Below are 26,201 nucleotides of genomic sequence, written 5' to 3' on the forward strand. Positions count from 1 at the left end.
ACCTCGGTGAAGGCGTCGTAGTCCACGTTGGAGGGGTGGATGCTGGAGCCCAGCCCCCGCATCAGGCGCGGCCGCGCGGGCTGACCGAAGATCGTCGAGCCGGTCGCGTCCAGGCCGATGAGCCGCAGTTCGGGGAAGGACTCGCGCAGTCCCGCCGCGACCCCGGCCGAATGGCCGCCCGTCCCGACAGCAGCCACCGTACCGCGTTGCCGTAGCGTTCTCGCACTGCGCCTGCCCGGGGGAGTAGGGCGGGCGGTGCCGGGGAGAGGACGGCGTCGGGGTGGCCGGGGATGATCAGGAGTGGGGTGCGCGGGCGGTCTGCCGGAGTGCTGATCCGGACGAGTTGTTCGTCGAGGGAGCGGCCCAGAATCGGGCCACGGCCGTGTGCCGTGGCTGTACTGTGCGCACCGAATGCCTTGCGTACGCCCTGGACAACCGCATCGAGCACGGGATCTGGGGAGGCATGACAGAGCGGGAGCGGCGCAGTCTGCTGCGTCGGCGCCCGATGGTGACGTCCTGGCGGATTCTCCTGGACACCGCACGCACCGAGCACGAACGGGCTGACGGAGGGTCTGACGACAGCACCGAAGACGGGTCCCGGACCGGCTGATCAAGGCTGCCTTCGCAGGACCGAGTCGGCCCAGCCGGTGAGGACCGGCGACAGTGCGCACGGGAAGTCCCTGCCAGGGTCTGCTTGGCGACAGGGACTTCCGGTCGTGCGGGACCGACTACTTACCGGAGGGCGTCAGGGCAGCGAGGGCGCATGCTGCACCGGCGAGTGCGAAGAAGACCATGGGGTCGTCTGTGTCCGCCATCATCAGCATGAGACCGGTCGCGAAGGCCACGATCGCGATGAACATCAGCCCGCTCCGCAGTACCGGCATGCTGGCACGTACGCGGACGCGGAGCCGCTGGGCGCGGCGGGCACGACGGAGGCGTCGCCGCTCCCGCTTGGCCGTGCGTGTCTGCTCGGCGAGGCTGGTCAGCTGGTGCTCGACCTTGGCGAGCAGCACGGCGGTGTCGCTGTGGTCGTAGCCGGGCTGTTCAGGCATGCTCGACATGCGGTCCCTTTCTTGGAGGACCCGTACGCCAGCCGCCCGGAGGTTCCTAGGCCAGGTGGGCGGCGGCGCCGGTGCCGCTCTTTGCGTGTACCGGATGTGAATGGGCCGGGCCTCAGAAGGAAAGTGGGGTCCGGCCTGTTCATTGGTCTTCGCTTCGTCTGTCGGATCTTCAGATGCGGTCAGGCGTGGTCGGCAGTGTGCCGGTTTACGTATTCGATGGCGATCCGGGATTTGCCGATCCCGCCCATGCCGTGGAGGGTGTGCGGCAGCAGTTGCTGGTAGCGCGGCCACAGTTCCCTGGAGCCGGGGCTGTTGGGGTTGGCGTCGGCGAGGAGCAGGTGCGCGCCGTGCCGCATGTCCGCCTGCTGCTGCGGGGACATGCGGTTGACCAGGACCGCCTGGACCAGACGGTACAGCTGGATGGTGTCGTGCCGGTGCTCGATGCGGGCCAGGGCGTAGACATCGATCTCCCGGATGGCCCGGCCGAGCCTGATCGGGTGGCGCAGGGCCTCGTCGAGCTCGGGGGTGATGGTGCTGCGCGTTGAAGAGTGTGCGCGAGATCGGTTCGGGGGCGAAGAGCGAGCAGACCTGAAGGAGTTGGAGCGCCGCGGGGTTGCGCTGTTCGAGCTGGCGCAGGGAGACGTCCCAGGCGGCGGCCACCGACATGGGGTAGTCGGGCGACGGGACGAGTTCGAGCATCAGGTCGGCGATCTTGTCCCGGATCAGCCCGAGGTACTCGTCCACGGCCATGCCGGTGACGGCCTGCCAGTTCCTGGTTCCGGGAGGTGATGAGGATCTTGCCGGTGCCGCCGGTCGGGAAGTAGGGGCGTACGGCCTTGACGTCCTCGGCGTTGTCGAACACCAGGAGCCAGCGGTCGTAGGGCTCGCCCCGGCGCAGGGCCTCGCGGACCGCCGGGACCGCCTGGTTGGCCTCCGTGCCCACGTTCAGGTCGAGCCGGTGGGCGAGTTCGGTGAGCGCGGTCAGGATCACCGTCGGCTGTTCGGAGGGGATCCACCAGATCACGTCGTACTCGGCGGCGTGCCGGTACACGTATTCGATGGCGATCTGGGATTTCCCGACACCGCCCATGCCGTGCAGGGTGTGCGGCAGCACCGCCGAGATATCGCCCGTCAGCACCTGCTCGTGCACCTGCTCAAGGAGTTCCTCCCGCCCGGTGAAAATGGGGGTGCTCGATGGCACGTTGCCCCAGACCATCGGTACGGAGACGCGCTGCGGGCCCTGCCATGACGGCGGTGCGGACGGTCCTGGGGCCGTCCTGCCGGGTGGCGGCAGGTCGGTGCCCGTCTGCCTGTCGGTGCTGGAAACGGGAGTCTCCTGCATTGGAGTCCCTCTCGCGGGCGGTGCGTGTTCGTACTCGCTGGCAGTGGTCTCGGTCATGTCCGGGCCCCCAAATCTGAATCGACTTCATTACGGATATCGTGGCCTAATTGCCGCGAATTTTTGTTGATCGCGGTACCCGGAGGGGCCCCTTCCAGGGCCGCGCTGACCCGGCGGGCGCGCCGAAGGTAGGGTCCCGACAGGGCGCGCAGCACGGCCAGTTCGACACGTGCGAACGGCTGGCTCTCCGCCGTCACCTGTGGAACCGGCTCCTCCTACGGGGCGAGCAGCGCACCGTGCAGTCCGCGGGCCGCCTCGAGCCGGTCGCCGGTCCGCCAGAGCGGCCCCTGTCTGTCAGTCAGGACCAAGACGATCCGGCGGCCGGTGCGGTCCACCAGCTCGCTGGGGACACCTTGGACGCGTACTCGGGGTACGGCCCGTGCATCACCGCCTCAGGGGCCCCTCGGGGTCTCGCGCAGGCCGAGCCGACGCACTCGTACATCGCGGAAGGCGTCCGGCCGCTCGGCCACGGCGATGAGCTCGGCGGCCATCTGCTCCCAGATCACGATGGTCGGGTGGTCGTCCACGACCAGTACCGGTCGAAGCGGCGTTCGTGTCGCCGCGAACGAGGCCGCCGCGGTCCTGGCCGGCGGCGGGGATGCCGCGGGGGCCGAGGCGGTGGTCGCGGCCGCGGTCGCCGAGGAGGAGATAGCAAGGTCTTCCGCTGAGGAAAGATGTCCGACGTCCGTCCTACGCCGCTCAGGGCTGCGTCATTCGATCATCCGCCCCCGATGCCTCCCCTTCCCGTTCCCCCGCCGGGGCCAGGCGAAGACGGCCGCAGGTCGGCCATAAGCAGGTGGCTGCGCAGAAGAGCCGACCTCGTTGACCCCGAGCGGTTCAACTTGCCGGGACGCGCCTGTCTTATCCCACCACACCGGGAACCCGTCACCCACGAGGAGAGCCCCGACGGATGCCGGGCCGACCTGAGCAGCCGCGGCCGCCGTACGGCATGTCGGAGCGCAGGCCGCTCGCGCCCTGGTTGTTCGACAGGGCGAGAAGGCCGGAGGTTCTCTTCGACCGGGCGTATGAATACCGAACGGAAGCGGTGCACACGGATCACGAATTCATTGGCCGTCGGAAGGCGGTACCCCCTTCGTCGACTCCTCCACCCGGTGGCGTCGGCGGGCACGCCACATGGCGGCCGCCGCAGCAGCAACGGCAGTGGTAAGCAACTGAGCGGGTAGTTCGGTCAGAAGTCCGTTCAGCATCACGCGAACGGCATGCTGAAGAAGATCGGGCATCGGTAGGGTCTCCAGGTGTGTCGGATGGGCACGCCTGGCGCTCGGTTCCCCGACAGCGCTGGGCGTGGAATCACGGTGCGGTGGCTGACTGCGGCGAGTCGACTTGTCCGGTCGCGTAGCCGGACAGGATCGGACGAGATGCAGTTGTCCGTGGCAGTTAGGGAGCAGAAGGTTGGCTGACCGAAGCCGACGCACCCGGCCCTGGGGGCCGTTGAAGGGTTCTACCGAGCAGGCCAACCAGATGGCCCACTTGCTGCGGACGTGGATGGATGCCGCCAACCTGACCTTCGACGATCTCGCGACTCACCTCACGGCTGAGCACTTCCGCGACGGACGGGTCCCGGGACGATCAACCATTGGTGAGCGGTTGGCCGGCGTGAAACTCGAGGACGACTTCGTCGAGGCGGTCGCGGACGTGTGCTCACGGGACGTCGCCGAGCGAGATCGCATGCTTCTGGAGGCTCGGGCCCTCAGGGCCATGCTGCTCAGCCCGCCATTTGGTACCGAGCCAGTACCGCTCCGCTCGGTACGAGAGGCTTCGGCGGAACTCGCAGCGGAACTGGTTCAGGTCCAGCGGCGGTCCATCGAGGTGCAGGACAAGCTTCTGCGGGCCTTGGAACGGGCTGCAGAACTGGAACGCGAGCGAGGCAGCGCCAACCGCATGGTGATGGTGCTGCTGCACATGGTCGACAAACTCCACCGCGACATCGCAACCCTGAACGCCGAGCGCGACCGGCTGCGAATTCAGGCCCGCCGCCCCGATCTTCTGGCGAAGGTCCGTGAGCGTTTGGCCCGCAGCGAGATCCAACGGAAACGAGCGGAAGACGAGCTCCAGCGGGCGCAAGCTGAACGGTGCCGGGCCGACCGATTGGCAGAGGAAGCTGCCGAACAGATCAAGGCTCTCACTGAGGAACTCGAACGGCTGCGCGCTGGCGGACAACCGGACAACTCGTCTCTCCACCGCGGCCCTGTCCTTCGCTCCGAGACGTGGGACGAGGCGGCCGACACGGATGCCGACGACGTCGACGCTGCGCTCACCAAGGCCGCCCGACACCTCGATGACGGGGCCGAACGCCTCGAACGTCTGGCGCAGGATCTTCACCAGGACAATCCGCCGGGCAGCCACGGGGCTCTCGTTACGCAGGCGTCGCCGGTGCAGGGCGAAGGCAGCGACGCTCAGGCCGTGGACGAGCGCATCGAGAACCTGACGCGAGAGGTACTCGTACTGTTCCGCCGTATTCGGCAGCAGCCCAGTCGTCTTGAGGCCGTAGCTCTCAACGATCCGATCTTCGTAGTCGAAGCCATGGGTGTCCTCCTCAAGTCCGAGGAGGACGACGAACTCGTCTTCGAGCTGCTGGGGATCGTGGCGGCGCAGGGCACCGCGAGTCATGTGGCGGCTGTGGCGGCCAGATTGAACGACAAAGGCGGCAGCGACTACGTGTACCACCTGCTTATCCGGGTCGCGCAGGGCCGACCAGCGGATGATATTGCCGCCATAGTGGACATGCTGCGTGTGGTCGGCCTGGACGAATCCGCCTACCGGTTACTCACGGCGGTTGGACGTTTCCATCCGGTCAGCGCCATGGCGTCTGTCGTCAGGACCCTCGCCGGAATCAAACCCCCGGATGCGAGGTGGGTACTCAGAGCAGTGGAGGCTGAACGCCAAGAAGAGGTAGGCCTCGTGCTCCTGGCCCTGAACAGAGAACAGGATTCCGAAGATCTGCTTCGCTACTGGCCTCGGTCACGCCGCGCCGGCGCCCTGCCTCCGGCGGGTTACTGGTCAGAAGACACGCTCGAACTTGGATTGCCATGGGCTGAGCCGCGGGCATGGCACGAGGCCGTCAGCTGGCGGTGAGGCCCGGATCCGTCGTAGCGACGTCACTCCTGCGGATCGAGGTCAGGGAGTTCTCCTGGACGGACCGGCACGATCTTGATCTGAGTGGCGCCTACTTCGTCGAGTTGCGCTTTGCGTTGGTCGGCACTGCGTCTGTTGTAGGCCACGGCTTCCCTAGAGAACTGCTCGCGGCTGGAGGTCTCGTTTCCTTCCCACCCGGTGGCCTGCGACCAGACCTTCTCCGCGATGTCTTCTCCGAGCTGGGCCTGCAGGCGGGGGAAGACGTCCTGGTCCTCCTCGTCGATGAGTTGGCCCAGGGTCCAGGGGTCGGTGAGCAGCCGCGGGCCGGGCGCGTCGGTCCAGCGGCTCGGCGCGTCGGCGTCGGTTCAGCGCAACAGCACGGCGTCCCCGAAGTGTTCGAGCGCCACGACGGCAGCGATCGCCGCGAGCGCGGCGACGGCCGCCGCGCCGCCGGTCACGGTCCGGCGCCCGGCGCCCCACGCGGGCAGCAGCCCGGCCGGCGCGGCCAGGGCCACGACCACGACGACGAGACCGGACAGCGAGCCCTCGACCAGGACCGTGGCCCATACGTCGAAGGGATGCCGCCAGGAACCGAAGCGCGCCGCCCACAGCACGGTGGCCGTGAGGACAGACGCCGCCGGAGCCGCGTACAGGGCGGGGCCGAGACCGTCCGAACCCCGGCAGGCGACCAGCGTGACGGCGCAGACCGCCCCCGCGCACAGCGCGGTCAGTACGTCGAGCTGCCAGGTCGCGGTCCAGTCGCGCGGCATCGCCGACGGCCGGTACCCCAGCCGGGTCACCGCCGAGGCGACGACGGCACCGGCCATGCCCAGCGCCGGGAGCCAGTGACTGTCCAGCGGCCGGGCCCGGCGGAGGGCCGCCCACAGGGCCGTCACGGCGACCGCCGCCAACCCGACGGCACGGGTACCGCTCGATGCCGAGTAGGGGCCGGTGAGCAGCACCGCGTACAGCACCGGCTCGGCGAACGCCACCTTCAGCATCGTGCAGAAGTCCATCGCCAGCCACAACGCGCCGCCGAAGAGCAGCGCGTTGACGGTGACAACGGCCAACTGGTCCCGGAAGTCGATGCATTCGGCACCGAGCCTGCTGCTCCACAGACGGGCGAACGCGGCACCGAGCGACGCCGCCCCCATGACGGCGAGCGGCAGCACGATCAGCAGGGGCCATCCCCGCATCGGCCCGCTCGCCGTGGTCCCCGTGCTCTGCAACCGGACCAGCAGCCCGGCCCCGGCACTCATACCCAGGGCTGGGTGGAGCCACCGTAGGGCCCCGCTGTTCGCGCCGCCGCGGGCCTGGGTGTCGCGCCACACCGCGACGCCCCAGCCGACGGCCAGGAACAGCCCGGCGGACAGGGCGCCGACCGGTGCCGAACTCCACGAGGTGCCGCTGAGGGCGAGGTTGCCGAGGCCGTCCATGGAGTCCAGGAGGACGGCCGCGAGCAGCCCGACCACAAGGGTGTCCAGGAGGCTGGGGCGCAGCAGCGTCAGCGGCGCGCGCAGTACGGCGAGTCGGCGGTCGTGGGTGGGGTGGTTGGCGCGCGCCCGGTCGAGCCAGCTGCGCCTCCCGGCCGGCTGCGCCCCGCCGAGCAAGGACTCCCACAGCGCGACCGACTGCCCTCGTACGGCGGCCAGATCCGCCTCGTGCTCCCGCGACCGCATGATCAGCTGAGTGACGAGCGCGGCGACCACCAGCAGGATCAGGGCCCTCGCGCCGTACTCGGCCCAGAACGGGTGGGACAGCATCCTCAGCGGGCTCGTCTCCGGCAGCCGCCAGCCCTGGACGGCGGCGACGAGGGGCGCGGCGAGCAGCACCGGCGGCAGGGCCCACCACAGGCCGCGGGTGAGCCAGACCAGAACGGTGTCGCCCGCCGCGAGGTGCCCCACCTCATGGCGGACGATCGCCTCCGCCTCCGCCTCGGGGAGCAGCCGGATGCCGCGCGGCAGGACGACGCGGGAGCGCCCGCCCCGGCCGAGCACGAACGCCTCCCGGACGGGGGCGGCGCCCCAGACCAGTCGCGGCGGACGCCGTACCCCCATCTCGGCGGCGACCCGGTCGGCGAGCTCCTGCCAGCGCGCCGGTACGGCCTTCAGCGGACCCGCCCGGCGCAGCAGCCGGCGCGGCAGGACCCACAGACCGGCCAGTCCGAACAGCAGTACCGCCGCCGAGCCCACCAGGGAGACCTCGGCCTCGCGGCGCTGCACCGGTCCCGTGCAGCGGGACACGTACAGCGCCCGGTCGAAGGCGGAGTCGGGGAACAGGGCGGCGCCCCTGCCCGCACACTTCAGTACGGCCGCGGCCCACGACGGGCCGAGCACCAGATTGTGGATCACCTGCCCCGCGAACGCGCCCGCGAGGGTCAGCGTGACGATCAGCAGTACATAGCGGGCGCCGGTGGGCGACAGGACCCCGCGCTGCCGGTCGTCACCGGCCGTCAACCGGCACCTCCGGCACGCAGGACGGCGATGACGGCCCTGGCCACGGTGCCCGCCTGCTCGGCGTCGGCGCCGACGCTGCGGGCCCAGGCCGCCAGCGCGGCGAGGGCCACCTGCTCCTCGTCCGGGTCCAGGGCGGGCGCCGCCCCGCCGCGGCGGTCTTCCAGCAGGCGTCCGATCTTCGCCCGGACGGTCTGGCTGAGGGTGTCCACGGCCTGCCCCGCGAGGCCCTCGGCGACCACCTTCACCAGCCAGGCCGCCACGGGGAGCACGTACAGGAGGGCCGAGGTGACGGTCACTCCGGAGCCGACGGCCGGAGTGAGCGCGGGTTTCACCACTCCCTGCGGATCCTCCCTGAACTCCTCGAACCACTCCGCGTAGTCGGCGCGGCTGTCGGTGTCCAGCACCGCGAACACGGCACGCCCCAGGGACTCCACGGCCGCCCACCCGCCGGGCCCGGGCACCGGCACCGCCGACTCCGGCTCTGGCAGCGGGTCTTGAGCTGTGCGGGTTCCGCGTGACAGAAACATGGTTCCCCCATGGATCACCTGCCGCGGATCACCTGCCGCGGGGGAGTCACCGTAGAATCCGGAGGCCCGTTTCCGAATGGCATTTTCCTTTCTGTCGCAGATGTGATCATCCATGACTCTTTGAGGGCTGGATCGGCGACGGCGTACGGCGCCGGCCCGCCGAAGTGTTCTTCGCCGACCAGGCGCTGTTCGACCTGCTCACTTTCATGTGGCGTAGTGCAGTTCCCGGATCGGGCTGCTGTGCTGCTGCTCGGTGAGTACGCAGGTACCGAGGACGATCACTCGTTCTCCTGGGAGCGAAGTCAGGGGTGAAGCACCGTGGCGTGCGGCGGGTGGCACGGTTCCGAGCGGCGGTCGGTGGTCACACCCAGGTGTAGTTCTCGTCGGTGACGGCCGCCAGGGCGGCGTCCGGCACAGAGGTCCGGGGATCGGCGAGAGCGGCGAGAGCGGGGCCGATGGGCGGGAAGACGGGAAGGTCCGCGGTCTTGCGGTAGTCGATCCACTCGATCACGCCGACTTCGTGGCTCCCGTCGGGGAGTTCGTCCAGCTCCTGCTCGGCGAGGGTGGCGCGGACGGCATCGGTGACGTGCAGGCGGTAGATCAGGTGGAGCTTGCGGGGTGGAGGGGTAGGTCCGGGGCGGGTGAGGCACTGGTCGACCACCCACAGGAGCTCGCCCCCTTCGGCCTGCCCGACGTCCAGGCCGAGTTCTTCATGGAGTTCGCGGGCGAGGGCCTGGTCGAGGTCTTCGCCGGGTTCGACGTTGCCGCCGGGCGGGGTGTAGTGGGTGGAGCCGGCTCGGTCGCGGCGGATGAGGGCGACCTGGTCGCCGCAGAACACGAGGGCTCCGGTGCGTATCTTGATCCGGGAGAACTTGGCGGTGGGCTGCTCGGTGCTCGTCATGGCGGCCAGTGTCACGGCCGCGTCTGGCGCCCGGGCGGGGTTTGTGCCTCGTTCACCCCTCTCGGGCCGGGGAGCTGCGGCAGTGCTCAGGCGGCGGGCAGGCCGGGCAGGGCGTACGCCGCGCGGCCGCCGGCCATGGTGGTGCTCTCGATCCAGCCGTCCGGCAGGGTCAGGGTCTCCGCGGGTCAGGCAGGCTCGGGGAGGTGACCGAGGTGCTCGATGACGCGCTCGCGCAGAAGGAGATACTCCTGCCAGCGCCGAGGAAGAGGCCCAGGTGGACGTTTCACGACCCGAGCTGCGGTGACGGTCTGGCCATCCCGGAACTGCTCGTGCGTCAGGTCGAGGTCCACACCGCTGGGCAACCGATTCCACCAGTGAAATCCGTGCTGTTCCCCGCCGCAGTGGACCTCCCCGACCATGAGGTCGCCACCGAAGATGTCGTTCACTATCAAAGCGGTGATGTCACAGTGACCCCACGCCGGGTTGCCGGGCTGCCATCCGGCGCGGGCGAGGTCGTCCGGGGAACAGGTGTCAGTGGCCCAACTGGCCCGCAGAGCCTTGTCGATGACCAGCAGGTTCCAAGGGATCATGCCGACAGCATCGCAGTCGCCACTGACATCGGCGGATCGCCGGGGAGACGCCTCTTCGGCTGCCGGCCCGGACTCGGACTGCAGGTATCGACGCAGAGCTTTCCGTCCTCCCGGAACGACGAGCTGCTGATCGACGACCTTGCACAATTCGGCCTCTGTCAGCCATGCCTGCCAGGCGATCCCGCCCGGGTCCGGGATCAGGGGTTCAGTCACGACAGCCTCATGCACCCCAAACCACACGGGGCTGATCCCCTCCCGGCAAAGGAACCTGAACATGAAGCGCACAGGCACACGAACGCCCAGCTCTTCGGACAGTTCCCGGGCCGAGGGCGGCACTGTTGCCGTGGTGTCCAGCGTCAAGGCGCCCTGTGCGGCTGGGTTTCGCCGTGAGACGGCACGGACGTGATGGTGCGCAGGAGTATCCGGGAGGGCAGTACCCACGCCAGGCCGAGTAGCGCGCCCAGGGTTGCGATCCAGAGGGTGGGGCGCAGGCCGATCGTTGCACCGAGCCAGCCGCCCGCCAGTGCGCCGATTGGGCGGATGCCGTAGTTGCACAGGCGGCTGGCTCCTGCGACGCGGGATCGCAGTGCGTCGGGTATCAGCGACGCAGTGAGTGATCCACCTGCGATGTCCAGGAGCATCACGCCGAACCCGGAGCCGAACTCCGCCAGGAACAGGCACGTTGCGGCAAGAAGGACGGAGCCCTGGGCCAGGGGGACCAGCACCAGCGGCGCGGGGAACGCGAAGAGGCCGAGGAGTGTGGCCCGTCCGATTCCGATCCGGCGCACGATCCGGCCGGTCAGCAGGGATCCGATCACTGAGCCGGCGGCGCCGCTGCCGAGCACGACACCCAGGAGGCCAGGGCTGAGCCCGAGGCCGGTGGTGGAGTAGAGGACGAAGACGGCCTGGAAGGCGAAGTTGAACAGGTTGAGGGTGGTCACCGCGCCATAGAAGCTGCGCAGGATCCGGGAACGGATGAGGTAGCGGAAGCCGGCCGTAAGATCACCCCTGGCGCGAGCGGCGGCCGGTGGTTCGGTGGGACGGATCCGCGACAGCTGCCAGGCCGATGCCAGGTAGGAGGCGGTGTCGGCAAGCAGTGCCACCGGGGCCGACAGGAGCTGTACGAGCGCTCCTCCGGCGCTGGTGCCGGCCATGAAGGACATGGCCCTGCTGCCGTTGAGCAGCGAGATGCCCTCCACGTAGCGCTCGGCGGGAACCAGGGAGATGAACAGCGCGGCGTTGCACACGTCGAATAGCACGCTCAGCGTGCCGACCATGAACGCGACCGCGTAGAGCTGGCCGAGGCCGAGCCAGCCGAGGGCCCAGGCGGCCGGGAGCGAGACAAGAGCCAGCGCCCGCCCGAGGTCGGTGGTGATCATCATGTGGCGCCGTCGGCCGCGGCGGTCCGCCCAGACGCCGGCGTGCACCGAGAACAGCAGGCTCGGCAGGAGTCCGGCGGCCGTGAGCCACCCCATCTGCGCGGCACCCGCGTCCAGAGCCAGGACGGCGAGCAGTGGCAGGGCGATCTGTGTGATCTGGTCTCCGAAGAGCGAGACGGTATGTCCGGTCCAGTACCGGCGAAAGGACGGCTCGCGCAGCAGGGCGGGTAACCGCCCGGCCGGACTCACGAGCGCGGCTCTTCCGTCGCATCCTGCGTCTTCCCGTCGAACTCCCGCGCCGGGTGCCCGAAGTGCACATACGACACCCGGCGCGCGGTGGCGGGACGCTGTTCTGGATCGTCAGCGCGGCGGATGTACGGCTGGAGCAGCTCCCATATCTTCTCGTCGAGTTCCTTGAGCTCAGCGGCGGTGACGAAGATGGTCGCGTCTCCCAGAGGCGCCGCCTCCTGCCAGTCCGCTGGTTCGGTGTGCCGGTTCTCCAGCCAGCGGGTCGCCTCGGTGAAGTAGCGCTCGACGACCGCGAGGCTGAGCGCGGTCGCGGCCTCCTGCACCTCGGGGTCTGCGGTATAGCCGGGCCAGGAGGTGAACGCTGACGTCGCCCGCCAGGGCTTCTCCCGGCCGTGGCCTTCCCCCGTCTGCTCTGCGAGCCCGTACTTGGCCAGCATCCGCAGGTGGTATGAGCAGCTGGCCACCGATTCCCCGGTCAGCTCAGCAGCCCTGGTGGCCGTCATCGCGCCTTCCCTGCGCAGCAGCCCGATGAGCGTCAGGCGGAACGGATGGGCGTAGGCCCGCAGCGCGCGCGGGTCGGTGAGCTGTCGCCGGTTCATGATGTAAAGATATCTTTCTAAAGATTCCTTTACAAGGCTCCGCTCCTCGTCTCCCTAGTGCTCTGACCGGGAAGGTTCGCCGGGGCGGCAGCTTCGCCTCGATAGTCTGCACGGCGTGATCGACTCATACGCGAGCTCCGACGATGCTGCGGTCGCGATAGCCGGGGCGCGGGCTGGCGCGGACGTGGTCCGCAGCATGTATGGCCAGCGGCTCAGCCGCATCGACAAGGGTGCCGGGGACTTTGCCACCGCCGCCGATGTGGAGGCAGAGAAGACGATCCTCGGCGTCATCCGTGCCGCACGGCCCGATGACGCGGTGCTCGGCGAGGAAGGCGGGCAGCAGGGCGCCGCCGACGCTGTGCGGCAGTGGTTGGTGGATCCCCTGTGCGGCACGCTGAACTACGCCGTCGGCAACATGTTGGTGGCCGTCAACGTGGCGCTGCGCGATGGGGCGGCGGCGGTGGCCGACCCGTTCAGCGGCGAGGTTTTCTTCACCGACGGCGAGACCGCCTGGGTGCGGCGTGACGGGGCCGATGACGTACTGCTGACGCCCACGCCCGCTACCCGATTGGTGGACGTCAACCTGGATCCGCCGTTCCCGAGTGCGCCGGGATTCCAGGCCGTGGATCTGCTGGCCCATCCTGGGTTCGTTGCACGTTTCCGGCCGCGCGTCGTGTCCACGACGCTGGCGCTGGCATGGGTGGCTGCCGGCAAGCGCGCCGCGTATGTCACCGATGGCGGCGACCTCTCCAGGAGCGTGCATTTCGCGGCCGGTATCGCTGTGTGCCGGGCTGCCGGCTGCGTTGTCACCGGCATCGACGGTGCCCCGATCGGTGAGGCAGGTCGTGGGCTTGTGGTCGCCGCCGACGATGAGACCCACGGGCTGCTGCTGTCGATGATGCGCAGCCGGAGCTAGACCGTGTCTCTCAACTTCGTAGCCAGGTGATGACCGCCGCCAGTACGGCTGCTGAGCGATAGACGATCGCGAGCTTGTCATAACGCGTGGCCAGTCCCCGCCACTGCTTGAGCAGGCTAAAAGATCGTTCCACGACGTTCCTGCGCTTGTAGGTCTCGGCGTCCAGAGTGCGGGGTCGTCCGCCGCTGCGGCCCTTTCTCTTGCGGTTGGCCTGCTGATCGGCGCGTTCGGGGATCACCGCGCGGATCCCGCGGGACGCGAGGTCCGCGCGGATCTGCTGGGAGGCGTACGCCTTGTCTGCGAGCAGAGCGTCCGGTGTAGTGCGCGGCCTGCCGCGGCCGAGTCGTGGGACCCGGATGTCGCCCAGCACGAGGGGGAAGACCTGTGCGTCGTGGACCTGGCCCGGAGTGACGACGACGGCCAGCGGACGGCCGTGGCCGTCCACGGCGTGATGGATCTTGGTCGTCAGGCCGCCGCGTGACCGGCCTATCGCGTGGCCCTCCGGCTCACACAGGGTCGCAGGGGCTTCGCTCTTGCTTCGGCGGGTGACGGCGCCGGTGTCCTTCTCCGGCCGGGCCGTGTTCGTGGCGTGCTGGTGGGCCCGGTTGATCGTCGAGTCCACCGAGACCGTCCAGTCGATCCCGCCGATCGAGTCCGCCTGGGCGGTCAGCTGCGCCAGAACCGTGTCCCAGGTGCCGTCCGCTGCCCACCTGCGATGACGCTTCCACACCGTCTGCCAGGGACCGAACGCTTCGCGGGGCAGGTCTCTCCAGGGGATTCCAGTGCGGTACCGGTAGATGATCCCTTCGATGATGCGGCGGTGATCGGCGAACGGACGCCCTGCCTTCCCTGCGTTGCGGGGAAGGCAGGGCGACAGACGCGCCCAATGCTCGTCGGTCAGCAGGCGTATGCGCCCGCACGTGGTCACCGAGGCTGGTAGGCGGTGGCCAGCACGGAGACGGTGACCTCATCGGGCAGGAGGCCGTCATCGTTCAGGTCTGCACGGCTCACGTGGCGTGCGCTCGGTGTCATCGCCACCAGATCCAGGGCATCCAGCCTGGTCAAGGGTGCGGTGTACTCCACTTGTTCGGTGACGGCGCCCTCGAAGAATGGGGCCAGTGCCCAGTGCAGGCGCTGTTCCTTGGCCGGGTCAATCGTGACCATCGCAGGCAGCCGGTCACGCAGCTCGGCCAGGTGCCGCCCGGTGGGACGGACCACGATCAACCGGCCGGTCGGGCGCAGTACGCGGTGGAACTCGGCCGGGTTGCGCGGGGCGAAAACGTCCAGGACGACATCGGCCACCCCGTCGGCCAGGGGGAAGGGACGGAAGACGTCCCAGGCCACCGCCGCGGCTCGGTCGTGGGCTCGGGCTGCCGAGCGCAGCGCGCGCACCGACGTGTCCAGACCCAGTCCACGGGCGCCGGGCAGTCGGTCGAGTACGCCGGCCAGGTAGTAGCCCGTGCCGCACCCCACGTCCACGACCGTGGCCTGCTCAGCGGCGGCGTCGGCCGCCAGGCGGGCCCCGACGTTGCGGATGGGCGCGTAGATGCCGGTGGACAGGAACCGGCTCCGGGCCTGGACCATGGCCGCGTCGTCGCCGCTGGTGGCACGGGTGCCCGTCAGCAGGCCGGCGTAGCCGTGGCGGGCGATGTCGAAGGTGTGGCCCACCGAGCAGCGCAGTGCGCCGCGGCCGGGGTGCAGCTGGCGGGTGCGGCACGTGGGGCAGCGCAACAGGCCGAGGGAGAGTTCGAGGGCAGGGGGAAGCGACACGGGCACGAGGCACTCCTGGCAACGGTGAAAGGGAAGAGACCGTGCCTGCTCGTGCTCAGAGCGTCACTGCCTCAGGAACGACCGGGCAGCGTCGGGAGCGTGGTTCATGCGGCAGGCACACCAAGGAGGGCGACGCCGTCCGGCATCGCCCTCAATGTCTTCCGATCACAGGAAGCAGCAGTGCGGGGTGCTCATGAATGCCACGTCATGAGTCTACGAGCACCGGCGAAACCCCTCATGCCCCAACGAAGTTGAGAGACACGTCCTAGAGACCAGAACGGTCGTCGACACCCCGCAGGGGATCGACGACCTCCGCCGGGCCCGCGAGCAACTGAAGCGCGACGGGGTAGAACGCCTGGGAGTGGACGCTGCCCTCCGCGCGGTCCGCCGCTTGCCCGTCCCCGAACAGCCGCCCCTGCTCCGCGCGATCGCTGAGGAGGCATTCGTCATCGACGGACAGAACGTGAGGGCACTCGGTCGGCATATCCTCGCCGACCTCGCCGAGCACCTCGCCGGCCACCATCTGCCGTCGACCGTCGACGAGATCCTGGACGTCCTCCTGCCCCGTCTGGCCACGCAACGCCGGAGCGACTTCCTCACTGACCTCGGCACGCTGCTGCCGTGCCTGGTAGGCCAAGACACGGCCGCCACAGACCGGCTCGCCATCAGCATGACCGAGGCGGGCCGGTGGTGGCATTAGGCGGGATCGACGTCCGCCTGCAGGCATGAGCTCCACGGCACGGCCGGGGAGCGGCTGCTCGGCCTCAACCGCGCGCTCAGCGCCACCATCGTCATCCTCATCGCGGTGCGCTGAGGCGGCGCGATCGCTCACGGCAGCCGGAACGGGACGCGATATGTAACTTAACGTGCGTAACAGGTACCGTCAGGCCATGTCTATGGGGGATCACGACGCAGTGGTAGGGGCCTCTCCTGCGGGAGTTGGGCTGGCGAGTGTCGCCGTGCCGTCGCAAGCCGGGCCATACACCGCAGAGTTCCAGCTGTCGGTCGGCGAGGCGAAAATCCTTCAGTTCACCAAGAAACCCCAGATCGCCGCCGTCGCGGAGCTGGTGTGGAACGCGTTGGACGCGAACGCGACCGAGGTCGAGGTGGAGCTGCGCCGTGACTGGGACGCCATCACCCAGATTGTGGTGACCGACAACGGTGACGGGATGACCCTGAAACGGGCGCGCGCGGCATTCGAGGGATATGGCGAGACCTGGAAGACGGGCAAAACGCACACCGAAGGCAACACGCGCATCCTGCACGGCCGTAATGGCGAGGGGCGCCTGTACGCGTTCGCCCTGGGGAACCGGTTCACGTGGGAGTCGGTTGCTGAAGTCGACGAAGAGCTGGTCGGAGTTCGAGCCGATGGCGACGCAGACCATGCCACCATCTGGCGGGTTGTCCCCACGGCACCCACCCGCGACACGACGGGTACGAAAGTCCGGATCGACATTCCCCAGGGGAAGACGCTGCGCGGCCTGGAACGCCAGGACGCTGCCGCCAACCTCACCGCGAAGCTGGCGTTCTATCTCAGGGCCTATCCCGACGTCCGTGTGACGTTCGACGGCAAGCGGCTGGACCCCAGCGACATCATCGTCGGCGAACCCGTCGACCTGCCGCTGGAACTGCCCGAGGAGTACGCCCACGAGGACCCGGCCCCAGTCGTGACCTTCGTGGAGTGGAACCAGCGGATGAGCGACCGCAGGATGCTCATCTGCAACGCTGACGGCATCGCCCTGTACGAGCAGGGCCGGGAGTGGACCGACAGCATCGTCAGCTTCACGCCCTACCTACGGTCCAACTTGTTCAACAACATCTCCGTCGATGACCTCCATGGCCTGCCCATGTCCCACGGTGGACTGCTGGACGCGGCCGCGAAGGCCGTCCAGGAGTACCTGGCCCTCCGCGGTGCGCAGATCTCCGCGGAGGTAGTGCGGCAGCTCAAGGAGGAGGGCATCTATCCCTATGAGGGACAGCCCACGAGCCGCACGCAGGTGATCGAACGCCAGACCTTCGACGTGGTGGTCACCGTCGCCCGTGACGCTCTGCCGGCCAGGGGCGCAGCCCGCCGACTTTCCGTCAGTCTCATTCAGACTGCGCTGGAGAGCAGTCCGGGAGACCTTCACACCATCCTGGAAAAGGTCCTCGCCCTCAGCGACGACGACCGCCGGCACTTGAAGAACCTCTTGGACAGCACCGATCTGACCCATGTCATCGGTGCCGCCACGACCGTCACGAACCGCCTGAACTTCATCGGCATATTGCGGAAGATCCTTGCTGACCCCCACCTGCGCAAGGACCTCCGTGAAGTCGACCAACTGCATCCCATGATCTCCCAGAACCTCTGGCTGTTCGGCGAGGACTGGAACATGGCCATGCCCGAGGTTGGTCTCACCAACGTGCTCCAAGCTCACCTTGTGGAACAGCTCGGTGAGGATGTGGTCCTGGAGAACCGGCTCGACACCGTCACACAGCCAGACGGGCGCACCGGCCGGGTGGACATCCTGCTGTTCCGCAGCCGACGCGACGAAAGCTCTACAGAACGCCTTGTCGTCGAACTCAAGCGCCCCACCGTCAAGGTCGGAAAGAAGGAACTCGACCAGGTCACGGGCTACGCCCGAGCCATCGTCGACGACCCCCAGTACAAGGGCACCAATTGCAAGTGGCGCTTCTACCTTGTCACCTACGAGTACTCGGACAAGATCCACCGCGACATCCGGCAGAAGGACAAGCCAGAGGGCCTCGCCGACGACCATCACGAGTACGAGGTCTGGGTCAAGAACTGGGGCGAGATCCTGGACGCGGCGGAGAAGAAGCTGCTGTTCTTCCAGCGACAGCTGAACTACGAGGCCACCGACGACCGGGTCACGCAACACCTACGCGAGAGCTACTCCCGCTTCATCCCGGAGTCCCTGGCTTCGGAAGACCAGTCCGACACCGCGTCCGCAGACGGCGTGTGAGACCTGGCCGCGTTCGGCCCGGCAGCACCAGCAACCTGTGGCCCGAGCCGTCCTCGGCACGCCGAAGATCCCCCTAACCCCCACCCGCGGCCAGGGGCGAGGGTCACATCTGGGCGGTGACCGAGGGCAGGGTCTCGGGCTTCGCGAGCGGTGTTGCTTCCCAGGCCTGGGCGAGGATCGGGTTCTCCGCCGGGGTACGGTCACCGAGCGCGGCGCGCAGGGACCAGCCGCCCGGGGCCTGCGCGCTGGTGATGAGAATCGTGGACAGCGAGGTGTCCGTGACGGTGACGGCGTCTTCCACCTCGCCGATCGACGCGATCGTCGTGGGCACGGTGCCCGCAGGGAGCACGGAGCGGAACATCGACTCGTTGATCATGTGGTAGGGCTCCATGGTGACGGCCATGCCGAGGACCGGCCGGTCGGCGGGGATGTGCGCGAACTCCGTCGTGCGGGCCGTGATGTGCGCGGCGGTCTTGTCGATCTGGCTGACCGCCTTCGCGAGCTTGGTGGTGAGTTCGGTGGCGAAGTCCTTCGGGCCGAGCCGCATCTGCATGGTCGGCCGCACGGACTTCACTTCGACGAGGAGCACCAGGTCGTCGAAGACGACGATCCAGTCGACGCTCTTCTTCACGTTCCTCTGCTCGGTGTAGACGACCTCGGAATGCACGGTGGCGTCGGGCAGCAGACGCAGCTGGCGGCCCACGTACTGCTCGAACAGCTCGCCCAGGTCGTCGGCGAAGTACTGGCCGAGGCCTTCGAGACCGGTGAAGTAGAGGCCCAGCGGGCTGGCCTTCGCGATGGCGGCCGCGGGGACCGGTATGAGGTATCCGGGGCCGTATCCGGTGACGACGGGGCGGCCGCGCAGCGGATTGTAGGAGAAGCGGCGCAGGGCCGGGTCCAGGGCGGGAGTTCCGGCCGCCCGGGCCTGGGCGGCGGCCACGGCCTCCTCGTCCTTCAAGGTCTGGGCGTTGGTGGCGAAGTGGCGGTCGATGATGGCGGCGAGGGCGCCGGGGGTGGTGAGGCCGTCGAAGGCGTCCAGGTCGCCCTCCAGCCACGCGGGGTCGAAGCGCCCGTTCATCTGTGTGGCGGCGGCGAAGAGCAGCTGGGCGACGCCGACGTAGTCCGTGAGAGAGCAGCCCAGCAGCTTCGAGTCCCAGCCGGGTTCCACCACCTTGAGCGCCTTCGTGGGCGTGGTCTGCTTCAGCAGGGCGATGGAGCGGGAGATCTCGTAGAACTCCGGCTCCTGCCAGACGAGTTGTTGGCCGGCCAGGCGGAGCAGGAAGCCCTCCAGCCGCTGCCCGGCCGGTTCGCGCCGCATCGGCTCGCCCAGCGCGAAGTAGTAGTCGAGGATCTCGTCCAGATCCGCCTCGGTGGCCGGCTTGCCCCGGTGCTCGTTGCCGCGGGTCAGGGAAACCCAGGCGACGTCGGCGAGGGCCCAGGGCCCGTGGGTGCTCGCCTTCGAGTGTCCGCGCATCTCCCGCGGCGTCGGAAGGTTCCCGCTCGTCGCGGCGATCAGGGGGAGCAGCGAGCTCGGCGGGTGCCGGCGCACCCGCTGGACGTACTCGCGGTCGGACATGGGGTACGGGCGGAGCGGACTCATGACAGAACATTCTGCGCCGCTTGCCCGGGGCCCGGCCACGGGCTTTTCCGCGCCCGGACCGACTCACAGGACAGCCTCGCCTGTTGGCCCTCGCCCGTCGCGCGAAGGCCCCTGGGCGCGGCGCGCCCGCCGCGCGCGAGGACCAGGACGCGGGGCCACCGTGATCGGGGTGCGCCTGCAGGCCCTGTCCGCTACGCCCCCCTTCGCCGCCGCTTGCCGGGCCGCGTTGTACGGTCTCGTTCCCGGCCGGCCGTCGCCAGCCGCCTCCTGGCTGCGGTGGGGACCCTTCGACCGCGAGGTGCTTGCCGCCCTGGACCGCGCCGAGCTCTTCGCCGCGCTGGGCGGCGCCGATCCCGCAGCGGCGCCCGGCGCCGCCGTCCATACGGCGGCCGCGCTCCTGGCCGGCCCCGCCGCCCTGGGCGATCCAGCCGCCCTGAGGGCCGAGTTGGCCACCGGCAGCGGGAGAGCGGAGGCAGCCGGCCAGCTGCTGGCCGCGATCGCCTTCCTCACCCCGCGCGCCGACGGTCCCGTCCCACCCGACGCCGGCGCACGGCCGGCCGCGGCGGCCGGGTTGTGGCGCGCCGCGCTCGCGGCCGGCCTGCCGCCCTGGCCGGCGCAGGCGGCTTCGCGGACGCTGGCTTCGACGAGGACCTGTGGCTGTCCCTGATGCGGGCGAGCGCCGAGCACATCCCGGGCGCGGGCGCCCGGCCACCTCGCCGAGTTCGCCCGTGCCCGCGCTCCTGGCCGCCTTCCACTGGCGGGAGTTCGGCGCGTCTCACCTCGCCGCGGCCGCCGTCCTCGCGGACCGCCCCGGCGCCTTCCCCTCGGCGCGCTCGCGGACGCTGCCACCGCGGCGCAAGGCCTGCGCTACCGCCTCGGCGAGACCTCCCCACCACCGCTCCCGCGGCCGCTTGCCGGCCCGACGTGGTGTCCTTCGCCAACGAGGCGCAGTTCGACCTGCTCACCCTCGCGTGGCGCACCGACACCGCCCTCCCCGTCGACCAGGAGAAGGCCGTCCTGGCCCACTGCGCACCCCGGCCGCCCTGCTGTCCTCGATGTCGCGGTGGCCGCCCGAGTGGTCACTGGCGTCGCCGGCGAGAAGGTGAGCGGAGGTGGCCCAGCGCGGGCTCAGTGCAGGGCGATCGGGATGACGATCGCGGCCAGGGCGGCCACGGCGGCGATGCCGATGCCGAGCGGGCCGCGGGCGGCGGGGTGCCGGTACGCCAGGTACGCGAGGGCGCTGGGGACGAGGACGAAGGCCAGGCCGAGCAGGACGGCGACGAGCAGGGCGAGCGTGGACACGACGGATCTCTCCCGTGGGTTCGGGCATGCGCGTCTCGCATGCGAGGTGGAGGGTGCTCACCCCTCTTCGCGCGGGGTGAGACTCCGACAGGGCCCGGAGTGTGTGGGATCGGGGGGTAAGCCGCGCAAGTCCGTGCGATCGCACGGGTGATGGCGGCAGCCATCGGCCCCTCGGCCGGGCGCTGGTCTGCACGTTCACTGCGTCCGGGTGCGAGGGACCGGCCCGCTGGCCGGTGCCGGGCCTAGCTGCGCAACCCGCCCGCACGTGGCAGGAGTCACAGGGGCGGCTCGGGTGATTAGGCCCGGCAGAAGGAGGTGTGAGCCTGTGTCAGGCCATCGGAGGAGCCGGGCGGCGCTGCGTTGTCCGGCGGCGCTGTTCAGCGACGAGCCGGTTGACCTTACGCCGGACCCGATCGCCGAAGGCCTTCGGGTCGGTGGCGCCAGTGTGCGCGGCGGCCTCGGTCCAGGTGGTTCCCTCGCGCGCGGCGTACGCGACCACCACCCGCTGCTCGGCCGGATGCAGGCGGCGCAGCACGCGGTTGAGCCGATCGTCCGCGAACACGCCGTCCGTCGTGCGAGCGAGCAGGTCAAGGTCGGGGGCGACTAGGTCGTACAGTGACACCCCGCCGAGGTCGGCGTCCAGCGACAGCACCCGCCCGGCTCGGGTCCCGTGCCGCCAGACCGGCACCAGTTGGTGGTGCAGCGCGCGGGCCTCCGCCTTCAGGGCGCCGAGTGCTGTGGTCGGCAGGTACCCGGTCTGCCACAGCGGATCGCACCAGGGGCCCAGCAGGGCGGTGGACACCGCCTCCCGCCACCGCTCACTGCGCGGGAGCACCAACACCCTGGCGGTGACGCGATCGGAGGAGTCCGTCATGACGTCCTCGTAGGTGTCGGCAGTCACGACAAGGCCGTTGGGCGGCCACGCACCACAGGTCATACCGCGGGCCCCGAGGGCCGCAACGAGGTCTGGAGGGCCGTCGGGACTCAGGTGGGCCCCCTTCCCGTACCAGTGCTGTACCTGCGTGTTGCGGTCGCGGCGCACTTCGCTTCGCTTTGTCAGACGGACGCCGTCAGTCGTAGCGACGACGAACGCCTCCTCGGTTCCGGCGCGCGGTCCGGGGAAGCCGTGGTAACTGGCTTGGGCTGATGCGGAATTCTGGGAGGTCACGGCCTGGCTGCTCCTTGCGGGAGGGGATGCTTCACCTCTCGGTCCCGGGAAGCGGCGCCACCGGCAATGAATCTCCGGGACGCGGTGTGATCCGGGTCACGGTGCGGGGCGGGGGTGTCCTGCCGGGCGAGGAGGGCCGCGAACTCGCGGTCGTGGGCGGCGTGGTCGCGGGCCTGGGCAGCGGCGGTGCGGTGGGCCTCGGCGTGGTCGGGTTCGAGGACGGCGAGCTCGTCGTACCGCTCGGCGCTCTCCTCGCGTAGGTCGGCCAGGCTCCGCAGGGCCGCGGCGCGTTCGCCGGGCTCGGCGCCGTCGCGGGCGAGGCGGTGCAGGTGGTCCTGGCGGCGGCGGGTCTCGGCGTAGGCGAGACCGGCCCGCACGGTGACGGCCCGTTCGCGGCGGGCGCGTTCGGCGGCCTCGGCGCCGGGGAAGCGGACCGCGTCCAGGGCGCGGCTGAACGCGTCGGCGATCCCGGCCTCGGCCTGGGGGGTGAGGGAGTCCAGGCGAGCGCGCACCTGGTGATCCGGTCCATGGCCGATACGTTCCAGAGCAGCACTCTCGTACGTGACCAGCACAATCGCCACGCGGTATGCCATGAGGCGTTCTACGACTCCTTCCGGGAGGAGTACCTGCTGCCGGCGTTGCTGAACATGCATGCGCTGCTGTGTGGCCTCGACGAGAAGATGGCGGAAGAGAGCGTCCCCAGTTGAGGGCCCGGCCGGACGCGGCTCGCCGGCCGGGGACCGGTCGCCGTCCGAAGCTGGGGCCTGGGTCAGCACGGGCTGCGATGCCCTGGGCGGGCCCTGGATCAGCGGTCGGCGGCTGTTCGTGCGTTCGAGTCCGCTGGTGTGGGGCTGCTTGAGGCGCTGAGCAGGCCGATGGCGCTGATCACGTCGCGTGGTGAGGTGGCGAGTTGGGGGCGGTGGTCCAGGGTCGCCTGTTGGGCTGCGGTGAGCTGGAGGACGTGGACCTGCCAGTCGACCTTGACGACGAGGACGGCGCCGATGCGTACGACCGCGTCCTTGGTCGGTTGCAGGGAGGTGAGGAGCGGTCCGACGTTCTGCATCATGGTCGCGGTGTTCGCCGCGTCCAGGGGCAGGAGCAGGCGTGCGTCGGCGATGTGTGCGGCGGTCAGGGCGCCCTCGCGGACGGCTCGGGACCGTGCGGCGCGGGAGAGGGTGGCCCGCATGCGGCGGAACCAGGATCCGAGGATGGGGTCTTCGCGGTCGAGGACCTCAAGGCCGACGGTGGCGAGGAGGGTTTCCACGGCGGCCTGGACGTCGGCGTGCGGAGCCTCGTCGGACAGGTAGATCGTGACCGGGACCGAAGCCGGCTCCGGCTCGGGTGCCCTGGCCGCGGGCGCCTGAGAACGGTCGGGCCCGGCAGCCGCGTACTCGAACATGTCCCGGAGGGTGCGCTCAAGCTCTTGCACAGCCACGACCAGCGGTGGCGCTTCCTGGATCCGCACGTACAGGCGTGCGATGAGGGGTCGCAGCAATTCCGGCGACGGGTCTGGCTGGTCGATCTCCACGCGTATGCGGTGAAGCATCTCGCCGACCAGCTCGGGTTCGGCGAGTTCCCAGCGGTGCATCTCCACCATCTGCTGAAGGCGCACGATCACTTCCAGCAGGCGGACGGTATCCGACCGGAATGAGTTGGCCGGCGGGACGAACTGGTGGACTTGGGAGCCCGCTCCTACGGCTTGGTTGCCCACCTGGGCGGTGCCACCGTTGATCACGATGCCGTTGTTGCCCGCAGAGCTCTGTCGCCTGTCGTCGTCGCCCAACACAATCGCCCCCACTCACTCAATCCGACGGTGCGCACGGCGGGCAGGAGGCTCCAGCGCCCGACCCGCCAGACCTCCAGGTTATGCCTGCGGAGCCACCCAACACCGTGACATCTCTGCAGAGTTCGGCACAATCCCGGGCTCCGGGGGCTACTTCTGGTCGGGTGTGCTTCCCTGATTCTCTGGCGTCTGTTGCGTTTCGTTTTTGGCAGTTTCGGACGTGTTGATGGCTGCTTGGATGAAGCCGTCAACGACGCCTGCGAGCGCGGCGGTGTGTTCGGGCTTGTCGAGGTTCTTGGCGAGGTGTTCGGCGGCCAGGAGGTAGCCGGGGACGTCGTCAACGTTGCGAGTGTTCAGCCACGCCCCCGGCTCGGTCACGGTGCGGGCGGTGCGACCCGCAGCAGGCCGCGGCGGCGTTGTTCGGCGGCCAGTCGCTTGACCTTGCGGCGCACGCTTTCCCCGAAGGCCTTCGGGTCGGTGGCGCCGGCGACTGAAGCCGCCTCGGTCCAGGTGGATCCCTCGCCCTCGGCATACGCGAACACGACCGCGCGCTCCGAGGAAGTAAGTGCGCGCAGCACGGCGTTGAGGCGCTCGTCCTCGAACACCCCGCCCGCCGTGCGGCTGAGAAGGTTCATGTCGGCGACGACCAGGTCGTGGAGCGACAGCCCGCCGAGGTCGGCGTCCAGGGACAGCACCCGCCCGTGCCGGGTGCGTCGCCGCCAGATCGGTACCAACTCCCGGTGGGCAGAACGTGCCTCCGCCCTCAGCGCGCCCAGCGCGGACAGGGGAAGGAACCCGGTGTCCCACAGAGGGTCGCTCCAGGTCCCGATCAGCGCGGACTCCACCGCCTTCGTCCACCGCTGGCTGCGGGGCAGGAGGAGAGCCCGCGCAGCAACGAGCTCTGCCAGATCCGGGCGCGGACTGTTGAGTGTGTCCTGACGGGCGCTGAGTACCCCCACCAACTCGGCCGCCGGCTCCGAACCGGGTCCCGTGAACACCAGGTCGGAGACGAGCTCGTGCAGCAGGCACACTCCGTCAGGGGCACTCCCAGCCAGCACCGCCCCGTTCCTCGCGGTCACTACCGGGGGACGAGGTGTTGTGCACTCGCCGGCCCTCCAGGCGACCATGGCCGTCGAAAGGCGGTCGGGGAGGGAAGCAGGGACTGGGACGCTCGTGGCGGTCATGGCGGTGTACTCCTTCGAGGTTCGCGGTTTTCACCTCTAATCCCGAGAACTGGTCCGATCGGCAATGAATCTTGGCGAGAGGAATGTGGCGTCAGTCACACTGTGTAGGGCAAGGAGGTCCTCACCGTTTGATGCGTCCGCGTACGGCGAGGACGGCGAGGGCGAGGGGGCCGGGTTCGAGGAGGCGGGAGGCCATCTGGGTGTAGGCGCCGGTGGTGATGAGGTTTTGTCCGCTGGAGCGGAAGATGACGGAGTTGAGGGTGACGTTGAGCGCCTGGTCGAAGCGCTCGCGGGGGGAGTTCGGGAGAGCGTCCTTGTCGATGGTGAAGGTGACTCGGCCACCGGCAGGGACTCGCCCGTACCCCATGGTGGGGCATGTCTCGACGGTGCGCTTGGTCCAGCTGTGACCACGAACGATGCCGCTGTTGGAGACGGGCAACGACTTGGCTGTCCTCTCGTTCTCCGCAGGTTGCGGTCGGCCCTGGGGACTCGGCCCCGGCAGGGGCCGTCGGAGTCGCGTTGCCCAAACAGACCCCTGTCGTCAGTCGCTTGGGTCGCTGACGAGCGATTGGGCGGCGGCCTGGAGGCGGGTGTGCCGGTGAGTGGCGAGGTCTGGCATGGAGGCTGGAGGCTGAACGAAGCGGCGGATCAGCTCTTCCAGCAGTGGATCTGTTTCCCGGGGGAGGGAAGTGGGTGATGGCTCTGCGCGTCTGAGGAAACGCGTGCGGTGGCTTCCCTGGGCAAAGCGGTAACGCAGCCGCTGCTCAGCTTCCTGCGGAGTTGGGGCAAGGAGGCGCCGGACGTGGGCGGGAAGCGGCTCGTGAAGTCCTGCTACTGGGGTGGTGGGCATGGCGCGCGGTCTGTCGTGGAAGCCGAGGACGGCTTTGATCGTTTCGCGACGTGCTCTTTCGAAGGTGAGATGCGGGAAGTACTCGCCGCGTGGCGTGGCTGCGGAGGAATGCGCCCGGCAGGCCCGTAGGGCATGGGCTTCGGTGCTGTGGTGTGCAGGGTGCGCGGGGGAGAGCCACGCCCGGGTCACGGCCGAGCCGAGTCGGTGGGCGTCGGAGCCCAGCGCCTCGAAGCGGCTCCGTGGCTGGCTGGTTGCGCCGACCTTGACGTACGACGTGGGGCCGGTGACCTCGAGTACGTAGACGTACCCCGTGCCTTTTGGTGCCCCGGCGGGGATGGGCGTCTGGTTGAGGTAGTGCTGTAACCAGCTTCGCGGACTGTTGTGCACGAGCTTGAGCATGATCGATCT

At 69.5% G+C, this 26,201-nt stretch carries 28 protein-coding genes and 2 pseudogenes; 7 read left to right on the forward strand and 23 right to left on the reverse strand.

From position 1 onward, the window contains the following. Window positions 1-197 (reverse strand): annotated as a pseudogene (locus tag IEZ11_RS47740) (pyridoxal-phosphate dependent enzyme); the annotation flags it as partial. An 83-nt stretch (window positions 198-280) separates the two neighbouring features. Here IEZ11_RS47740 and IEZ11_RS47745 point away from each other — a divergent pair. Continuing rightward, window positions 281-610 carry a WhiB family transcriptional regulator gene (locus IEZ11_RS47745; RefSeq protein WP_189269377.1) on the forward strand — a complete coding sequence of 110 codons (330 nt, stop codon included), beginning with the start codon at window positions 281-283 and terminating at the stop codon, window positions 608-610. Window positions 611-728: 118 nt separating this feature from the next. On the opposite strand, the gene IEZ11_RS47750 is transcribed toward IEZ11_RS47745, so the two are convergent. The 4 genes and pseudogenes from IEZ11_RS47750 to IEZ11_RS52130 all read right to left on the reverse strand — a co-directional run bounded on the left by IEZ11_RS47750 (window position 729) and on the right by IEZ11_RS52130 (window position 2,987). Continuing rightward, window positions 729-1,061, reverse strand: coding sequence for a hypothetical protein (locus IEZ11_RS47750; RefSeq protein ID WP_189269378.1), 333 nt, complete (start codon window positions 1,059-1,061; stop codon window positions 729-731). A 179-nt stretch (window positions 1,062-1,240) separates the two neighbouring features. Further along, entirely contained in the window at window positions 1,241-1,441 is a 201-nt protein-coding gene (locus IEZ11_RS51645) for a hypothetical protein (protein WP_229713890.1), read from the reverse strand. A 431-nt stretch (window positions 1,442-1,872) separates the two neighbouring features. Beyond that, window positions 1,873-2,460: pseudogene (locus IEZ11_RS51650) on the reverse strand (NB-ARC domain-containing protein); the annotation flags it as partial. Between the two features lie 392 nt (window positions 2,461-2,852). After that, complete coding sequence (locus tag IEZ11_RS52130; protein WP_268239971.1) at window positions 2,853-2,987, reverse strand: hypothetical protein; 135 nt, start codon at window positions 2,985-2,987, stop codon at window positions 2,853-2,855. A gap of 886 nt (window positions 2,988-3,873) precedes the next feature. Here IEZ11_RS52130 and IEZ11_RS47760 point away from each other — a divergent pair. Continuing rightward, on the forward strand, window positions 3,874-5,556 hold the full coding sequence (locus IEZ11_RS47760; RefSeq protein WP_189269380.1) for a coiled-coil domain-containing protein: 1,683 nt from the start codon (window positions 3,874-3,876) through the stop codon (window positions 5,554-5,556). A 23-nt stretch (window positions 5,557-5,579) separates the two neighbouring features. On the opposite strand, the gene IEZ11_RS52870 is transcribed toward IEZ11_RS47760, so the two are convergent. The 7 genes from IEZ11_RS52870 to IEZ11_RS47795 all read right to left on the reverse strand — a co-directional run bounded on the left by IEZ11_RS52870 (window position 5,580) and on the right by IEZ11_RS47795 (window position 12,257). Next, window positions 5,580-5,702, reverse strand: coding sequence for a DUF8636 domain-containing protein (locus IEZ11_RS52870; RefSeq protein WP_505997485.1), 123 nt, complete (start codon window positions 5,700-5,702; stop codon window positions 5,580-5,582). A 219-nt stretch (window positions 5,703-5,921) separates the two neighbouring features. Beyond that, the gene (locus IEZ11_RS47765; protein ID WP_189269381.1) at window positions 5,922-8,012 is read right to left on the reverse strand and encodes a M56 family metallopeptidase; all 2,091 of its coding nucleotides are present in this window, start codon (window positions 8,010-8,012) and stop codon (window positions 5,922-5,924) included. Then, a complete protein-coding gene (locus IEZ11_RS47770; RefSeq protein ID WP_189269382.1) occupies window positions 8,009-8,479 on the reverse strand; it encodes a hypothetical protein in 471 nt (156 codons plus the stop codon). The genes IEZ11_RS47765 and IEZ11_RS47770 overlap by 4 nt, the downstream gene beginning before the upstream one ends. Before the next feature lie 421 nt (window positions 8,480-8,900). Further along, window positions 8,901-9,440, reverse strand: a complete 540-nt coding sequence (locus IEZ11_RS47775; RefSeq protein WP_189269383.1) for an NUDIX domain-containing protein — start codon at window positions 9,438-9,440, stop codon at window positions 8,901-8,903. A gap of 185 nt (window positions 9,441-9,625) precedes the next feature. Further along, window positions 9,626-10,390, reverse strand: coding sequence for a YunG family protein (locus IEZ11_RS52805; RefSeq protein ID WP_444544947.1), 765 nt, complete (start codon window positions 10,388-10,390; stop codon window positions 9,626-9,628). Continuing rightward, window positions 10,387-11,658 carry an MFS transporter gene (locus IEZ11_RS47790; RefSeq protein WP_189269384.1) on the reverse strand — a complete coding sequence of 424 codons (1,272 nt, stop codon included), beginning with the start codon at window positions 11,656-11,658 and terminating at the stop codon, window positions 10,387-10,389. The genes IEZ11_RS52805 and IEZ11_RS47790 overlap by 4 nt, the downstream gene beginning before the upstream one ends. Beyond that, window positions 11,655-12,257 (reverse strand): winged helix-turn-helix domain-containing protein, encoded by a 603-nt coding sequence (locus IEZ11_RS47795; protein ID WP_189269385.1) that lies wholly within the window; start codon window positions 12,255-12,257, stop codon window positions 11,655-11,657. Before IEZ11_RS47795 ends, IEZ11_RS47790 begins: the two co-directional genes overlap by 4 nt. A 115-nt stretch (window positions 12,258-12,372) precedes the next feature. On the opposite strand from IEZ11_RS47795, the gene IEZ11_RS47800 reads away from it, so the two are divergent. Beyond that, window positions 12,373-13,173 (forward strand): inositol monophosphatase family protein, encoded by an 801-nt coding sequence (locus IEZ11_RS47800; RefSeq protein ID WP_189269386.1) that lies wholly within the window; start codon window positions 12,373-12,375, stop codon window positions 13,171-13,173. Window positions 13,174-13,183: 10 nt separating this feature from the next. On the opposite strand, the gene IEZ11_RS47805 is transcribed toward IEZ11_RS47800, so the two are convergent. Next, the gene (locus tag IEZ11_RS47805) at window positions 13,184-14,101 is read right to left on the reverse strand and encodes an IS5 family transposase (protein WP_189269387.1); all 918 of its coding nucleotides are present in this window, start codon (window positions 14,099-14,101) and stop codon (window positions 13,184-13,186) included. Further along, window positions 14,098-14,949 carry a methyltransferase domain-containing protein gene (locus IEZ11_RS47810; RefSeq protein ID WP_189269388.1) on the reverse strand — a complete coding sequence of 284 codons (852 nt, stop codon included), beginning with the start codon at window positions 14,947-14,949 and terminating at the stop codon, window positions 14,098-14,100. The genes IEZ11_RS47805 and IEZ11_RS47810 overlap by 4 nt, the downstream gene beginning before the upstream one ends. Before the next feature lie 355 nt (window positions 14,950-15,304). On the opposite strand from IEZ11_RS47810, the gene IEZ11_RS47815 reads away from it, so the two are divergent. Together IEZ11_RS47815 and IEZ11_RS47820 are read left to right on the forward strand one after the other, a co-directional pair. After that, window positions 15,305-15,643 (forward strand): hypothetical protein, encoded by a 339-nt coding sequence (locus tag IEZ11_RS47815; RefSeq protein ID WP_189269389.1) that lies wholly within the window; start codon window positions 15,305-15,307, stop codon window positions 15,641-15,643. A gap of 190 nt (window positions 15,644-15,833) precedes the next feature. Continuing rightward, window positions 15,834-17,906: an ATP-binding protein gene (locus IEZ11_RS47820; RefSeq protein ID WP_229713878.1), complete on the forward strand. Its 2,073-nt coding sequence runs from the start codon at window positions 15,834-15,836 to the stop codon at window positions 17,904-17,906. 103 nt (window positions 17,907-18,009) lie between these two features. On the opposite strand, the gene IEZ11_RS47825 is transcribed toward IEZ11_RS47820, so the two are convergent. Continuing rightward, a complete protein-coding gene (locus IEZ11_RS47825) occupies window positions 18,010-19,506 on the reverse strand; it encodes a hypothetical protein (RefSeq protein ID WP_189269390.1) in 1,497 nt (498 codons plus the stop codon). Between the two features lie 169 nt (window positions 19,507-19,675). On the opposite strand from IEZ11_RS47825, the gene IEZ11_RS47830 reads away from it, so the two are divergent. Further along, window positions 19,676-20,173, forward strand: a complete 498-nt coding sequence (locus IEZ11_RS47830; protein ID WP_189269391.1) for a hypothetical protein — start codon at window positions 19,676-19,678, stop codon at window positions 20,171-20,173. 461 nt (window positions 20,174-20,634) lie between these two features. Here the strand turns inward: IEZ11_RS47830 and IEZ11_RS47835 are convergent, their stop codons facing one another. From IEZ11_RS47835 to IEZ11_RS52135, 3 genes are all read right to left on the reverse strand, one after another. Beyond that, entirely contained in the window at window positions 20,635-20,808 is a 174-nt protein-coding gene (locus IEZ11_RS47835; RefSeq protein WP_189269392.1) for a hypothetical protein, read from the reverse strand. 328 nt (window positions 20,809-21,136) lie between these two features. Beyond that, the gene (locus IEZ11_RS47840) at window positions 21,137-21,709 is read right to left on the reverse strand and encodes a hypothetical protein (protein WP_189269393.1); all 573 of its coding nucleotides are present in this window, start codon (window positions 21,707-21,709) and stop codon (window positions 21,137-21,139) included. 263 nt (window positions 21,710-21,972) lie between these two features. Further along, entirely contained in the window at window positions 21,973-22,488 is a 516-nt protein-coding gene (locus IEZ11_RS52135; RefSeq protein WP_189269394.1) for a hypothetical protein, read from the reverse strand. 15 nt (window positions 22,489-22,503) lie between these two features. Here IEZ11_RS52135 and IEZ11_RS47850 point away from each other — a divergent pair, with 15 nt between their 5' ends. After that, entirely contained in the window at window positions 22,504-22,683 is a 180-nt protein-coding gene (locus IEZ11_RS47850; protein ID WP_189269395.1) for a hypothetical protein, read from the forward strand. Between the two features lie 98 nt (window positions 22,684-22,781). Here IEZ11_RS47850 and IEZ11_RS47855 read toward each other — a convergent pair whose 3' ends face one another. The 5 genes from IEZ11_RS47855 to IEZ11_RS47875 form a co-directional block, all read right to left on the reverse strand. Continuing rightward, a complete protein-coding gene (locus tag IEZ11_RS47855) occupies window positions 22,782-23,588 on the reverse strand; it encodes a hypothetical protein (protein WP_189269396.1) in 807 nt (268 codons plus the stop codon). A 321-nt stretch (window positions 23,589-23,909) separates the two neighbouring features. Next, entirely contained in the window at window positions 23,910-24,137 is a 228-nt protein-coding gene (locus IEZ11_RS47860) for a hypothetical protein (RefSeq protein ID WP_189269397.1), read from the reverse strand. Further along, window positions 24,134-24,817, reverse strand: coding sequence for a hypothetical protein (locus IEZ11_RS47865; RefSeq protein WP_189269398.1), 684 nt, complete (start codon window positions 24,815-24,817; stop codon window positions 24,134-24,136). The genes IEZ11_RS47860 and IEZ11_RS47865 overlap by 4 nt, the downstream gene beginning before the upstream one ends. A gap of 247 nt (window positions 24,818-25,064) precedes the next feature. Then, the gene (locus tag IEZ11_RS47870; protein WP_189269399.1) at window positions 25,065-25,382 is read right to left on the reverse strand and encodes a hypothetical protein; all 318 of its coding nucleotides are present in this window, start codon (window positions 25,380-25,382) and stop codon (window positions 25,065-25,067) included. Window positions 25,383-25,484: 102 nt separating this feature from the next. Further along, on the reverse strand, window positions 25,485-26,192 hold the full coding sequence (locus IEZ11_RS47875) for a hypothetical protein (protein WP_189269400.1): 708 nt from the start codon (window positions 26,190-26,192) through the stop codon (window positions 25,485-25,487). Between the last annotated feature and the right edge of the window lie 9 nt (window positions 26,193-26,201).

The organism is Streptomyces fuscichromogenes, from assembly GCF_014645815.1.
In the GTDB taxonomy this organism is placed as follows: domain Bacteria; phylum Actinomycetota; class Actinomycetes; order Streptomycetales; family Streptomycetaceae; genus Streptomyces; species Streptomyces fuscichromogenes.

What these genes read in the sequence shown, in the direction of transcription:
- IEZ11_RS47775 (WP_189269383.1), bottom strand. Translation starts at nt 9,440, where the DNA reads ATGACGAGCACCGAGCAGCCCACCGCCAAGTTCTCCCGGATCAAGATA.
- IEZ11_RS47750 (WP_189269378.1), bottom strand. Translation starts at nt 1,061, where the DNA reads ATGTCGAGCATGCCTGAACAGCCCGGCTACGACCACAGCGACACCGCC.
- IEZ11_RS47820 (WP_229713878.1), top strand. Translation starts at nt 15,834, where the DNA reads ATGTCTATGGGGGATCACGACGCAGTGGTAGGGGCCTCTCCTGCGGGA.
- IEZ11_RS47850 (WP_189269395.1), top strand. Translation starts at nt 22,504, where the DNA reads ATGGCCGATACGTTCCAGAGCAGCACTCTCGTACGTGACCAGCACAAT.
- IEZ11_RS47825 (WP_189269390.1), bottom strand. Translation starts at nt 19,506, where the DNA reads ATGAGTCCGCTCCGCCCGTACCCCATGTCCGACCGCGAGTACGTCCAG.
- IEZ11_RS51645 (WP_229713890.1), bottom strand. Translation starts at nt 1,441, where the DNA reads ATGTCCCCGCAGCAGCAGGCGGACATGCGGCACGGCGCGCACCTGCTC.
- IEZ11_RS47795 (WP_189269385.1), bottom strand. Translation starts at nt 12,257, where the DNA reads ATGAACCGGCGACAGCTCACCGACCCGCGCGCGCTGCGGGCCTACGCC.
- IEZ11_RS47875 (WP_189269400.1), bottom strand. Translation starts at nt 26,192, where the DNA reads ATGCTCAAGCTCGTGCACAACAGTCCGCGAAGCTGGTTACAGCACTAC.